Source organism: Limnoglobus sp. (assembly GCF_059499385.1).
The window spans coordinates 17,422-30,993 of sequence record NZ_JCABYM010000103.1 but is presented as its reverse complement, the minus strand read 5'-3'; the positions used below and the strand labels follow the sequence as shown (position 1 = coordinate 30,993).

Annotated in this window: 8 protein-coding genes; 2 read left to right on the top strand and 6 right to left on the bottom strand. The window is 68.4% G+C overall.

From position 1 onward, the window contains the following. Nucleotides 1-95 precede the first annotated feature (95 nt). On the top strand, nucleotides 96-914 hold the full coding sequence (locus tag AC5JJ2_RS17980) for a 3'(2'),5'-bisphosphate nucleotidase CysQ family protein (RefSeq protein WP_495859403.1): 819 nt from the start codon (nucleotides 96-98) through the stop codon (nucleotides 912-914). Between the two features lie 124 nt (nucleotides 915-1,038). Here the strand turns inward: AC5JJ2_RS17980 and AC5JJ2_RS17975 are convergent, their stop codons facing one another. Continuing rightward, complete coding sequence (locus AC5JJ2_RS17975) at nucleotides 1,039-2,004, bottom strand: DUF6985 domain-containing protein (protein WP_495859402.1); 966 nt, start codon at nucleotides 2,002-2,004, stop codon at nucleotides 1,039-1,041. A 181-nt stretch (nucleotides 2,005-2,185) separates the two neighbouring features. Further along, a complete protein-coding gene (locus AC5JJ2_RS17970) occupies nucleotides 2,186-8,236 on the bottom strand; it encodes an alpha-2-macroglobulin family protein (protein ID WP_495859401.1) in 6,051 nt (2,016 codons plus the stop codon). 223 nt (nucleotides 8,237-8,459) lie between these two features. Here AC5JJ2_RS17970 and AC5JJ2_RS17965 point away from each other — a divergent pair, with 223 nt between their 5' ends. Next, nucleotides 8,460-8,840, top strand: coding sequence for a hypothetical protein (locus AC5JJ2_RS17965; RefSeq protein WP_495859400.1), 381 nt, complete (start codon nucleotides 8,460-8,462; stop codon nucleotides 8,838-8,840). 223 nt (nucleotides 8,841-9,063) lie between these two features. Here the strand turns inward: AC5JJ2_RS17965 and AC5JJ2_RS17960 are convergent, their stop codons facing one another. From AC5JJ2_RS17960 to AC5JJ2_RS17945, 4 genes are all read right to left on the bottom strand, one after another. Next, nucleotides 9,064-10,395: a glycosyltransferase family 87 protein gene (locus tag AC5JJ2_RS17960; protein ID WP_495859399.1), complete on the bottom strand. Its 1,332-nt coding sequence runs from the start codon at nucleotides 10,393-10,395 to the stop codon at nucleotides 9,064-9,066. Nucleotides 10,396-10,507: 112 nt separating this feature from the next. Beyond that, entirely contained in the window at nucleotides 10,508-11,923 is a 1,416-nt protein-coding gene (locus tag AC5JJ2_RS17955) for an MATE family efflux transporter (protein ID WP_495859398.1), read from the bottom strand. Between the two features lie 36 nt (nucleotides 11,924-11,959). Continuing rightward, complete coding sequence (locus tag AC5JJ2_RS17950) at nucleotides 11,960-12,859, bottom strand: RpnC/YadD family protein (protein WP_495859397.1); 900 nt, start codon at nucleotides 12,857-12,859, stop codon at nucleotides 11,960-11,962. Next, nucleotides 12,856-13,572, bottom strand: a complete 717-nt coding sequence (locus AC5JJ2_RS17945; protein WP_495859396.1) for a 3-keto-disaccharide hydrolase — start codon at nucleotides 13,570-13,572, stop codon at nucleotides 12,856-12,858. Before AC5JJ2_RS17945 ends, AC5JJ2_RS17950 begins: the two co-directional genes overlap by 4 nt.

The window sequence follows — 13,572 nt, the reverse complement described above, 5'->3', positions numbered from 1 at the left end:
GAAGGTCTACCCCCCTCCCTAACCCTCCCCCCCAAGGGGGGAGGGAACAAAGCCGACCCCCGCCGAGTGGCGGCGCTACTTCGTACATTACCCGGATGAATCTCGAACACGAACTGGCCGTCGCGCTCGCGGCGGCCGAGATCGCCGGGCAGTTCATCCGGGCGGAGTACGCGTCGTTCGTGCCGATCCCGAACGCCCCGCCGGAGATCAGCACGCACGTCGATAAGGGGTCGCAAGACCTGATCTTGAAGCACCTGCACGCGGCCTTCCCGGCCGACGGGCTGTGTGCCGAGGAGGAGACGGACACGCCGAAGACGGCGGCCGCGGACGCCCCGGCCCGGATGTGGGTGGTCGATCCGATCGACGGCACGCGGGGGTTCGCCATGAAGAACGGCGAGTTCTCCGTGATGATCGGGCTGACCGTCAACCGCGAGGTCGTCCTCGGCGTCGTCCTCGAACCGACGACGATGACGTACACCTACGCGGCGAAGGGCGGCGGCTGCTGGACGAAGGCGGGCGAACACGGGACACCGTCGCGGTGTGCCGTGCGGCCGACGACGGACGCGGCGGCGTGCGTGCTGGTGCAGAGCCGGCCGCGGCGGTCGCCGACGGCCGTGCAGCGGGCGCTCGCGCCGGCGGACACGCTGGAGATGTACTCCGCGGGCGTGAAGCTGGCGGTCGTGGCCCGCGGGCTGGCGGACGTGTACGTGAACACGTACCCGAACTTCCGCGACTGGGACATCTGCGCCGGGCACATCCTGGTGACGGAGGCCGGCGGCATAGTGACGGGCCTCCGCGGCGAGCCGCTGACCTACGGCGGCGAGCAGTTCGCGCAGCGCCGCGGCCTGGTGGCGAGCGGGCCGGGCGTCCACGCGATGGTGGTCGCGAAGCTCGCGGCCGTGGGGACGGAATGAGGCCGACTTCCGAAGTCCGGCTTCGACTTCGGAAGTCGATCCCGCGCAGGGGCGTCCGCGGCAACGGCAACCGCCCCTCACATCCCTCGACTTCCGAAGTCGAAGCCGGATTTCGGAAGTCGGGTCACTTCTTCTTTCGTTTCTTCGCGTCTTTCGTCCCGCCGGCTTCCTCCATGAGGCGGATCGCCTCGGTCCAATCGCGCTCCAGTTTCGCGAACGCACCGGCCGCCGCCTGCCGGGCCGCCGCCATCGCCGCCCGCACGTAGGACGGCTGCCACCCGCCGTCGTCCGGGCCGAGGCCCGTCTCCTTCAGCCGCTTCAGCGCCAGCTTGTACGGCGTCGAGCGCTCCGGCGGGTGGTAGTGGTTCGGGTCCGCCCCGTACGTCAGGAACAGCTTCACGTGCTTCAATTCCATCGACTCGACCGCGTCGATGAGCGGCGGCGTCTCCCCCTTCGGCACGGCGTTGATGTCCACGCCCTCCGCGACCAGCCGGTCGATCGTCTTCTTTTTGCCGGCGTAGATCGCGTCCACGAGTTGCTGCCACGGCGATTCCTCCTCCAACTCGCCCACGTCCTCGTCGCTTTCGGTGAGGTCGTACAGCACGTCGGCGGAACACCAGTCGGCCTTCTTGCCGGCCGGGGCGTAGACGACGTACAGCCCGTGGTCGTCCTCCCAGTCGGCTTCGAGCTGGAACTGGAGGTACGCGAACCCCTTCTTGTGTTCGCGGGTGATCGTGAGGCCGATGACGGAGACGCGGCGGCCGTCGATCAACTCCTCGGCCGACGCCGCCGGGCGGAGGCCGGCCATCCGCCGCCAGTGCGACTGGCCGTAGGCGTAGCGGAAGCTGTCCCACGCCTCGGCGGCGACCTTCTTGAAGACGCCCGCCTCGTTCTCCAGCAGGTGCGCCAGCGCCTTCGCCTGCGCCGCGGACGGCTCGCTCCCCGCGCGGGCCGGGACGGCGACGGCGAACCCGGCGGCCGGCTTGCCGCCGCGGGGCTTCATTCGCGCGAATTGCGGCAGCGGGACGGGACCGACCCACTCGTACTCGGCCTTGCGGTAGCGGAACGCGGCGAACGGCGGGGCGGGCATGGGGCATTCCTCACGACGGGATGCCCCAGGATAACCACGCGGCCCGCGGATCGGAAGGCCCGATGCCGCGGGTCGTCGGACCCCATCCGTCGAAGCGACGGGTGGGCTTTCGCTCGGTGTGGTTGGGTGCAGTTACAAAAACCTCAAAGCCCACCCGTCGCTTCGACGGGTGGGTCTTCGGCTACTTCACCTCCAGCATCACGCTCTCCGAGTGCGCGTTGAACTCCGGGGCGTACATGCACTGCACGTTCGCCAACCCCGTCGGGTACTGCCCCTTGTGCTGCACCCGGACGGCGTACTCGAACACGTACACCCCCTTCGGCAGGTAGTCGATGAAGAAGTGCGACGCCGTGTCCTTCGTGCTCTCGTAGTAGTACAGCCCGTCCTGGAGCTTGTACTGGCTCAGCACGCTCACCGGCTCCGTCCCGCTGCCGCGGTGGTCCTTCAGGTGGACGTACTCCATGTCCCGGTCCGTCCGCAGGATGACGCGACACACGACCTCGTCGCCGACCCCCACCGGGCCGGCCACGGCTTCCAGCACCGGCCCCTTCTTCGTGAACGTCCGCTTGAACAGCTTCTTCTCCAGCTTTAGCGGCGTCCCGTCGTGGACCGTCACCTTGCTCACGTCCTCCAGGTACTGCCAGTGGACGCTGCCCCAGCTCACGCCGGCGTCCGTCTTCTTCACCGTGATCTTGCCGAAGTCCGGCTTCACTTCCGCCCGCAGGAACTTCTGCTCGTAGAACCCGGTCCCGGCCTCGACGTTCTCCGGTTTGATCGCCTCGTCGCCGAGCGTCACCTCGACGAGCGCGTCGGACTTCAGGAGGTTGTCGCCGCGCAAGAGCAGCGCGTACACGGCGTCGGCCGTCGCCTTCGTCGTCTTCCAGTTCTGCGTCTGCTTCTGCTTGAGCAGCCAGACCTTGCAGTCCTCGACGGCCTTCGCGTCGTTCGCCACCTCGTCGAACGCCTCGATCATCACCGCCTGCGTCTCGATCGGGGCGTGATACCACCACCACGACAGCTCCGTGTCCCGCCAGAACATGCCTAGTTCCTCGTTTGAAACCGAGCGTTCCTTGATGCTCGCGAGGATGCCGGCGGGCGTCGCCCGGTCGCCGAACCGCTTCAGCCCGAGGGCGAGGTGCGCCTGCGACTGGCGGTTCGCCAGCTTCAGCCAGTGGTTGCGGGCCTGCCGCTGCCAGTACTCAATCGCGGTCTGGTGCTCCTTCGCGACGGCCTTGTCCTGGAGGAAGAAGCTGCGGCCGTACAGGTACAGCGCGATGGTCGTGCTGAGGTGGTTCGCCTCCGGGTCCTTCGCGTGCTTGAGAATCCACTGGTACCTCTCGTGCATCCACGCATCGAGGCGGGTCAGCGCCTTCATCGCCGGGGCCATGTCCACCTTCACGCCGAGGTGCCGCATCCGGCCGAACCCGGTCACGATGTACAGGCTGAGGTACTCGTTGTCCGGCCCGCCGGGGAACCACGGCCACATGCCGTTGTCCCGCTGCATCTCGGCCAGCTTCTTCATGGCGCGGGCCGTCTCGTCGTTGAGCCGCGTCTCGTCGAACAGGACGCCGACGTTGCGGCGGGCCTCCGCCTCCTTCACCGCGTCGCGGAGCCACGGCGTCTCTTCGAGGACCGCCGCCTTCACGTCCTGGTTCTTCTCCAACGGCGACTTCAGCGCCTCCGGCTGGAGGTTCTTCCACGTGTCGAAGGTACGGCGGATCTTCGGGTCGCCGGCCGCGACATGCTTGGCCAGGGCGTTCGCGTAGAGGCGGTTGAACGTCTGCTCGCTGCACTCGTGCGGGTACTCCATCAGGTACGGCAGCGCGAGCACCGCGTACCACGCCGGCTGGCTCGTCATCTGCACGGTCAGCGACTGGTGCTTGAGCGTGTTCGACTTCGCCGCGTCCTGCAGCTTCTTGAACTCGAACGTCTTCGTCTGGTTGCCGCGGATCGGCAGCGGGATTGACTCCGTGACGAGGATGCGCTTCGACAGCACGGGCAGCATCCCCTCCTCGCCGTCGGACAGCCGGTCGGTCGCGCCGACGGCCTTGTAGACGATCGGGTACGCGCCGTCCGGCACGGTCAGCTTCCAGTAGAAGCTCCTCGACTCCGCGGCCGCGATCTCGAACGGCTGGTCGCCGGCCGCGTTGCCGAACGCGGCGTCAATCGGGGCGTTGGTCCGCGCGTCGAACAGCGACAGCCGGACCCGCCCGGATTGCTTCGTCGCGGACTGGTTGCTGACCTTCACGGCGAACTCCAGCACGTCGCCCTCGCGGAGGAACCGCGGCGGGTTCGGCTGGACCATCAGCTCCTTCGCCGTTACGACCTCGTCTTGCAGGAAGCCGCTCTTCAACTCCCGGTCGTGGGCGAAGCCGAGGAACTTCCACTTCGTCAGCGCCTCCGGCATCGTGAATTCGAGCTTCACGCTGCCGTCCGCGGCGGCCGTCAGGTGCGGGAAGAAGAACGCCGTCTCGTTCAGGTTCTTCCGGGCGGCCACCTTGCTCAGGTCCGGGCCGGGGTCGACGGCCGCGGCGGGCTTGTCGGCCCCGCCGGGCGCGCGGTCGGCCAACTGGTTGAACATCTCCTTCCGCGTCTCCGGCTCGGCCGCCGCGGTCGCCTTCGCCATCGGGGCCGGCGCGCCGGGCGGGCCGCCGATGCCGCCGCCCATGCCCCGCATCGCGCCGTCGCGGCCGAAGAACATGTACCCCCACAGGTTCGTCGTGATGTCGTCCGGCAGCTTGCGGTACCGCACGTCCACCGGCAGGTAGCGGGGGTGCCAGTCGCCGCGGACCTGGTAGAGGTACTTTGCCGTGTTGTCGAAGTAGCTGTAGAGGCTCGACTGGTCGTACCGGAACACGTTGAACTTGCTCAGCCAGTGGTGCGGCAGGTACGCGTCCAGCGAGGCGTCGTACAGCGCCGCGACCATCTCCGCGACGGCGTTCGCCGCCTTCGGCCCGGCGACCACGGCCGTCCACGTCTCCTTCTTCGCCGGCTCCAGCTTCGAGACGAACCGCTCCCACTTGACGGTCAAATCCTTGTTGCTCCACGGCACGTCCACGTGCCGGCTCTCCAGGTAGCCGCGGTTCTCGCGGACGAACGTGGTGCGGACGGTGAACCCGCCGCGCATCCCCTCGTCGATCTTCTGCGCGATCGTGATTTGCGTCTTCTCCGGGTCGGTCCAGAAGCTCTGGAGCTTCTTGCCGCGGTGCTCGACCTCGACGAACGCCCGGCCACGGTCGTACCCGGTCCCCCAGACGGCGGTGAACTCCGCGCCGGGTTCCAGCGACCACTTCGGGGCCGCGAGGACGTGCGGGACCTTGATGGCCAGCTTCGTGTCGTCCGGCTTCAGCACGCGGACGTTGAGCTGCGCCGTGACCGGCTTGCCGAACCGGTCCTGCGTCTCGACGAGGGCGCGGTAAACGCCGACCTCGAGCTTAAACGGCAGCTCCTTCTTGCCGTCCTTCTCCGTGGCGAAGTCGGCGGACTTGACCAACTCGCCGAGCGGCCACGTGCGGATGTCGCCGGAATCGGGCCGCGGCAGCGGGACCGGCGGCACGACCCGGCCGCGGCCCCCGCGCCGCGGCGGTTGGGTCGGCTGGCCGAGGATGTCCGGCCGCTTCACCTCGTCCGGGGCCTTCAGCTTGTGGACCTTCACCACGCCCTTCGCGGCCTGCCCCTCGCCGTCGAGGGTCGTCGTGCTGAGTTTCAGAATCACGTCCTTCTCGACCGTCAGCCACTCGTCAGCGGAAATCGTTGCCTGGAGCGCGGTGTACCCGACGGCCACGCCCTTGCTCGCGCTCCGCGTCTCGCCGGTCGTGTCGGTCACGTCCGCGTAAACGGTGAAGTGGAACGTCGGCTCGTCCTTCTCCGGCACGGTCATGTCCGGCTTCGCCGTGAAGCTGACCGTGAACGAGCCGTCCGCCTCGGTGATGGCCGTGCCGTGCGCGATCTCTTGTGCCTCGCCGCGGTTCGGCGGGATGCGCCACCAGCAGCAGTCGTAGAACCAGACCGGCCACCGGACCTCGCGGGCCACCCGCCACCGGACCTTCGCGCCGTTGACGGCCGCCCCGGTGTACCCGGTCGCCTTGCCCGTCACCTTCACCTCGCCGCCGAGCTTCGGCGCGTCCTTCGGCGGATCGACCGTCACCTGAAACTTCGGCCGCTTGTACTCCTCGACGTTGACGTGAACGACGCCGCCGACCTCGCCGGGGACGCTGATCGTCATCCGCCCGGTGAGCCGGTCCCGCGGGGCGGTGAACGTGCCGCTGAACGACCCGAAGTCGTTCGACGTGACCTGGGCCTTCGCGACCTCCTTGCCGTTCGGGTCGGTGAACACGACCGTCAGCTTCCGGCCGGGCAGCACCTTGTAGTTGTCCTTTTCCGTGTCCGCCAGCAGCGTGATCCCCTTGAAGTGGACCGTCTGGCCCGGCCGGTAGAGCGACCGGTCGGTGAACAGGACGACGTGCGACCGCGGCTTGTACGGGTTCGGGTAGCTGTACAGGTAGTGCTCGTTCTGGCTGGCGAGCTGCTGGCCGTCGTGCGTGGCGAGGACGAAGATGCCGCGCTGGTTCGGCCCGGCGACGGAGAACAGGCCGTTCGCGTCGGTCGTGACGGCCGTGCTCTCGGTGATGGTGTTGTTCTGGTTGTTGCGGGTCCAGACGCGGACCTTCGCGTTCGGGACGGGGTCGCCGCCCTTCGCCGTCAGCACGAACCCGTCGAGTTTGCCGACGTTGTTCTGCTGACGGATGACGAGCGCCAGGTCAGTGACCCACACGTCCGCCGCGGAGATGCTGTTCCCGCCGTCGGAGAAGTCGGCCTTCCAGCTCGCGAGGATGAAGTAGAACCCCGGCTTCAGCCCCTTCGGCGCGGGCACGTCGTGGGAGCGTTCCTGGTAGTCGTCCGTCGCTTCGAGGTCGGCGCTCCACTCCAACTCCGGCTTCTGCTTCGTCAGGCCCTCGTAGTCGGCGTTGTCGAGCTGCTCCGGCCGCCACCGGTTCTTCGTCGTGAGGCGGGCCACCCAGTCGGCCTTCACGGCGCGGAAGTAAACCTTGGTGATATTCCGGTACTGCACCCGCAGCACCGGCAGCGGGTCGGCCCACACCCGCTCGGTCAGCACCTGGATGTGCTTCGCCTCGATTTGCAGGATCAGGTTGTGACATAGCTTCCCGCCGTTGCTGTTCGGGAAGGCGTTCTTGCCTTGCATCGCGATCTGCCGGGCCTCGACCGACTCGTGCTCGGCGTGCAGCACCTCGGCCCACCGGTGGCGGGCCGTGGCGGACAGCTCGTGGTCCGCCCACGTCTCGGCGAACGCCTTCAGCGCCGCCTTGTACCGCGCGGCCTTTTCTTCCCCGAAGGCGTGAGCGTGCGCGAACTGCAATCGGAACAGGTCGGCGTCCAGGAACGCATCCTTGTTCGCGTCGTCCTTGTGGAACGTGAGGAGGTTCTGGTAGAGCTTGATCGCCTTGAGCTTCGGCGAGTCCTCGTCGGTCGTGGCCTGCTTCCACGCGAGGAATTCTTCAACTGAGGCAAGGGCCGGGGACGTGGCGTCGAACTCGAAGCTGTCCTCGGCCTTCGCCCCGGCCTGCTCGCCGGCCGCGTAGAAGGCCAGCGCCTCGAACGCGATGAAGTCGAACAGCGTCGGCCGGTACGTGTCCGGCACGGTCCCCTTTTCCAGAAGCGCGTCATACGTGGCGATCGGGATGGCCTTCAGTTCCTTCTCGGCGGCGAGGGCCTTCGTGAACTGCTTGTCGATCTCGGCGAACAGCCGGGGCAGGTCCCAGGTGGTGAAGTCCGCGCCGGGCGGGGCGGCCGTCCGCGTCCGCTGCTGGAACCGCCACCGGTTCTGTTGGAAGTAGTGCCAGTACCAGTTCGCCAGGACCGCGTCCATGACCGGGACCATTTCCTTCGGGGCCTTCGCGATCTCGGCCTGCATCCGCGTGATCTTCTCCTCCGGCTTGTTCCCCTGGACGTTCCCCTCGAACGCGATCTTCTTGCTGATCGCCTTGATGGCTTCGGGGTACGCCTTGTCCTTGAGCGCGCTCTCGATGATCGGGTCCAGCTCCTTGACGGCCGTTTGCGGCAGCCCCTTGTTGATGGCCTCGTCCACCTTCTTCCACATCTCCGGGCGGGACTTCGGGGCGGGCGGGTCGGCGGCGACGAGCGCGACGACGACGACGCACCCGGTCAGGAGCGCCGATCCGAGCCAGGCACGCGAACGAGACAAGCGGTTCATCCGAAAACCCCAGAGGTGAGAGAGGCGACCGGCCGAAGGACGTGGGCGCGGGACTTCCTCCTATCGGTGTAGACGTTTAAGAGGCACGCGGCGCGTGCCGGGAGACGAATTCGGTTACACGGCCGTTACAGGAGGAATCCGGGTTCGGCGGCGGGCCGTACCCCTTACGCGGTTACTAAAATTGCCCTGCCCGTTCCCCGACCCCTCGTGCCGGGAATCTTGCATGACCAGCTTCGTCGAGTTCCACGCGGCCGGGTTCTGGTGCCGGGCCGAGGTCATGCGGGACTGGATCGCGGAGCTTTTGGCGACGGCGAAGAAGTACCCGGACCCGCCGCCGTGGCTGGCCGCCGCGTGCGGGTACTGGGACGCCATCCGGTCGGCCGTCCGGTACGCGCGGGCCGACCTGCGGTTCGAGGTGAGCGTCACGACGCCGCAGCAACAGAAGGAGTGCGAGAAGTTCCTGGAAGCGGTCGGCCAGCGGCGGCTCGACCCGGTCATCCAGCGGGCGAACCTGCTCGCGATTTCGCTCATTCGCGGCGACCTCGCCGGCGTCGCGCCGACGGTGCTGGAGTACTGGTCGAACGACGAATGGCTCGGCGGGTGACGGCGGTTTGTAGGGCGGGTCAAGGCTTTGCGCCGACCCGCCGACGCGCTTCCAACCGGATCGGCGGTCCTCCGAGTGGTTGCGGTCCCCCGGCGGGTCGGCGCAAAGCCTTGACCCGCCCTACAAGAAATTCGCGCCCGCCGTGAAACAGGAGTGGGGCAGTGTGCGTGTAATCTTGGAATCTTGGACATCTAGCCTGCTAGAGTGGCAGCTCGACACCTGCTCACGCCGCCCGCCGGAGCGGTCGCACTTCCTCAATCACCCCCATCTCTGGCTTCTTCCGCAACTGCAGGACCGCGTAGGCGAGCAACACGATGCTCGCGGCCTGGCCCAGGCCGCCGCCGCGGAGGGCGTCGAACACCGGGCCGGGGAACAGCGGCGTCGCCGTCGCCACGCCCCACAGCACGAGCAGAGCGAGTGTCAACGGCGGTGGCAGGAACCGGCCGGGGTTCTCCGCGACGCCCTTCAACCAGACGCCGCAGGCGAACGGCAGCCCGAACGCATAGTAGTGCATGTGGCTTACCGGCGTCAGGTGCAGCATTAGTAGGCCGAGCGCGCCGAACAGCAGCAACTCGTTCGCCGGCGTCGCCGCCCGGCCCCGCGCCGCGAGGACGAGCGCGAGCGTCAGCGCCCCGCCGACGGCCCAGTGCGCCAGCCGCGTCTCCTTCGACGCGAGCGTCGGCCGCGACGCCGGGTCCGGGTGCAGCAGGTAGTGGATCGCGGACTGGAACGACTGGCTCGACGTGGCCGTCGCGTTCGTCAGCTCCTCGGCCAACGTCGCCCCGCCCTCGCCGGTCGTGCCGGGTTGCAGCACGTTCGTCACCATCAGCCGGTTCATCGCGACGGCCTTGTCCACGCCCCAGACGGACGCGGGGATGAGCAGCAAGCCGACGACGAGCGCCGCGATCGTCCCGGCGACGCCGCGCGTGTCCCGCTTCAACAGCAAGTACAGGCCGAGGAACGCGGGGATGACCTTCAAGCAAATGGCGGCCCCGAGCCACAGCCCGGCGGTGAACCGGCGGCCGCGGAGGTGACTCGCGAACATGGCCGCCAGCATCGCGACGACGAGCAGGTTGACCTGCCCGCGGGCGAGGGTGAACCCGACGCCGCCGACCGCGACGAGGAACGGCCCGGTCCGCGCGTACCACCACCGCCGCGTGCCCCGCGGCTCGGCCGGCAGGACGGCGTTCGCGTATTGGTTCAGCGCGAACCAGACGCACGCCAGCGAGAAGAGATACCACACGCCGACCGACACAGCGAACGGCAGGTAACCCGTGCGCGATTCGCCGACCGGCGGGTCGGCGAGCGGCGTCATGAGCACGGCGAACGGCGGCGGGTAGCAGTAGTGCCAGCCGCGGTCGTCGGCGATGTCGTACAACTCGCCGCCGGCGCGGACGGCCCACGCGGCGCGGGCGTACACGCCGAAGTCCGTCCGCCGCATCTTCTGGAACGCGGACCGAATTTCGACGACCGCGCCGAACGCGACGGCCGCGACGACGAGCAGGCCGAGGAGGAACCGTTCGAGCCGGTTGAGGCGGGCGTGCGGCGTAGACATGCCGTGTTCATCGACCGGTGGCGCGGCGAACGACGGCGGGGAACGGTTCGCGCGACGGGAGGGGCGGGTCGGTTTGAGAAGGTGTGCGGGTCGTACCGGCCGCGCCGCGCGGTCAGTGCGTCCCGCCCGGCTCGATGACCCGCATCGCCTTCCACTTGCCGGTGTTGAACCGCCACCAGAAGCAGGCGGCCATGACCGCGATGTAGAAGCTCGCGAACCCCCACGCCAGGTAGACGCTGCCGCCGTACCGCACGACCAGGTACGTCGGCACGATCATGCACGGCCACGCCAGCGCGAACGTAAGGATCGACACGAACCGCGTGTCCCCGGCCCCGCGGAGGGCGAACGAGTACGTCAGGTTCAGCGTGTCCGCGATCGAGTACACGGACACGCACAACAGCAACGTCGGCACGATCGCGACGACCGCCGGCCAGTCCTTCGCCTGCTCGCTGCCGGGGTCCGGGGCGAACGGTAGTACGAGCAGGTGCGGGAGGAACAGGTAGCACGCGGCCACCAGGAACGAGTACGCCAGCGTCCACCGCATGCCGAGGATCGTCGAGCGCTCGGCGAGGTCCGGCCGGTTCTCGCCGAGCCGCTGGCCGACGAGGATGGCGATGGCCTGCCCCATGCCCATCATCGGCAGGAACCCGAACAGGTTGAGCGTGAACGTCAGGCTCGTCGCGTTCTGCTCCGCCTTGCCGAGCTGCCCGACGAACAGCGTGAACAGCGTGAACGAGATGGCGTCCAGCGCCCACTGCATCCCGGCCGGGCCGCCGAACTTCAGCAGCCGCACGGACAGCTCCCGCTCCGGCCGCCAGTTGAGCGCGTCGAATTCCTCCCGGAACCGGCGGCGGAAGAACAGGCCGAGGGCGAGCAGGGCGGACGCCCACGCCCCGGCGGCCGTCGCCCACCCCGCGCCGGCGATGCCCATTTCGGGGAACCCGTAGTGGCCGAAGATGAGCAGGTAGTCGAGGCCGATGTTCACGACCGTGCCGATGGCGTTGATGCCGAGGACGGTCCAACTGTCGCCGCGGCCGGAGAAGAAGCTGGACACGGCCGCGACGATCGCCATCGGCATGGCGGCGGCGCAGAGCGTGCGGAAGTACGTCGCCTCCAGCGCCTGCATGTCCGGCTCGTGGCCGGCGAGCGCGAACACGGCGGGGGCGGCCGGCCAGAGCAGCCAGAACAGCGCCCCGGCGACGAGGCTGAAGTGGATGCCGTGCCACACGGCCGGGCCGACGCGGCGGGGCCGCCCCGCGCCGGTGTACTGGGCGACGAACGTGGACACGTACCCGGCCGTGCCCTGGACGAACGCGAACACGAACCAGAACACCATGGCGGCCGGCATGGACGCGCCCATGGCGTCCGGGTTGTACCAGCTGAGGAACAGCCGGTCCACGGTGAACTGGATGGTGGTGAAGCTGTTCGCGAGGATCAGCGGCCCGGCCAGGGCGAGGATTTCCTTCGACCCGCCGGGCGGGTAAGCGGTCGGCCGTGCGGGCGAGTCCTTCGGCTGGTCGTGGCCCATTCCGGGGGAGTCCTGAGCGGCGCGGGGGCGGGGTGGTCAGAGTTGCAGGTCGCGCTCGAACTCGGCGAGCGTCTGGACGGTCGCGGCGAGGACCGTCGCCGCTTGCAACGTCGCGGCGTCGCCGCAGGCGTTGACCCGCGGCTCGATGTCCGCCGGGATGCTGGCGAACTTGCGTTCGAGGATCGCGATGAGCGCCGTGCGAAGGGCGACGAGTTGCCCCGTCGCGATTCCCTCCTCGCGGCCCTCCTCGCGGCCCTCCTCGCGGCCCTCCTCGAGAATCCCTTGATACGTCGATGACTCTTTCATGTTCTGAAGCCCCATGAACAGCGGTCGCATCTGTTCCCTATCGTACCGCAGGCCGGTGAGAATGAAACTCTCGATCAAAAGGCGGGTTCGTAACTCCGGGTCCGGTTCCTCGCGGTCGATCCGGTCGGCCAGCCGCTTGACGAGTTCCGGCATCCGCCCGGCCGCGTCGTTCGTGAGCAACCCCAGCGGCGCGACGCCGAGCCGCCCGGCCAACAGCGCGTCGGCCGACAGTTCCCAGACGCGGACGACGTCGTACTCGAACCGGTGGAACTCGCGGCCGTCCGGCCGGGTCCGGGACACGACGCCCGTGAGGTTGCTCGCGTTCGCCTCCGGGCGGAGCAGAATGACCGTCGAATGCACCGGGCCGCCGTGCCGGTGGTGCAACAGCACGTTGTAGAACAACAGCCGGTCCGGCAGTTCGCCGTCCCAACTCGACTGCACCTCCAGGTGCAGGAGGCCGCCGCCGGACAGCCGGAACACCTTGTCCGGCGTCGCCTGGACCGTGGACAGGTCGGCGTCGATGGCCTCCAGGCCCGCCGCCGGCAGGCCGGACCGGGGCGCGAGCCACGCGCCCCAGTCGGGGCCGTAGTCGTCCAGCATCTGCTTCAGGATCGCGTCGAACGGCTTCACTTCTTCAGCAGCCAGACGTTGCGGTACTGGACCGGGTGGCCGTGGTCTTGCAGCAGGATCGGGCCGGGGGTGCTCGGGTCGCCGCCGAGGCCGGCCCGCGTGTTGTCGGTCGTCACCTTTACGCCGTCGTGGACCTTCACCCCATTGTGATACACCGTCATCCGCACGGGTTCGGTCTTTTTCCCGTTTTCAAACGTCGGCGCGACGAACTCGATGTCGTAGGTCTGCCAGACGGTCGGGGCCTTGCACACGTTCTTCGCCGGCGCGGCCACCTCGTAAATCGCGGCGCAGTCGTTGTTCCTGCTGTCCAGCCCGTAGCTGTCGAGGACCTGCACCTCGTACCGGCCCTGGACGTACACGCCGCTGTTGCCGCGGCCCTGGCCCGCCTTCAGTTCTGGCTCGTAGGGGACGCGGAACTCGACGTGGAGGTTAAACGTGCCGGCGAACTTCTCCTTCGTGACGATGTCGCCGTGCCCCTTGAACCCTTCCATCGCGCCGTCGGTGAGCTTCCACTCGGCCGGCTTGCCGTTCGTCCGCGTCCAGTTGTCGAGCGACTTGCCGTCGAAGAGGACGACCGCCCCCTTCGGCGGCGGCGTGGTTTCGGCGTCCTTCAGGTCTTCGGGTTTAGCGACCTTGAACTTGTCGTCGAGTTTCCACTGGGCGGAAGCGGAACCGACGGCGGCGAGCAGCGTGAGGAGGGACAGCAGGCGCAT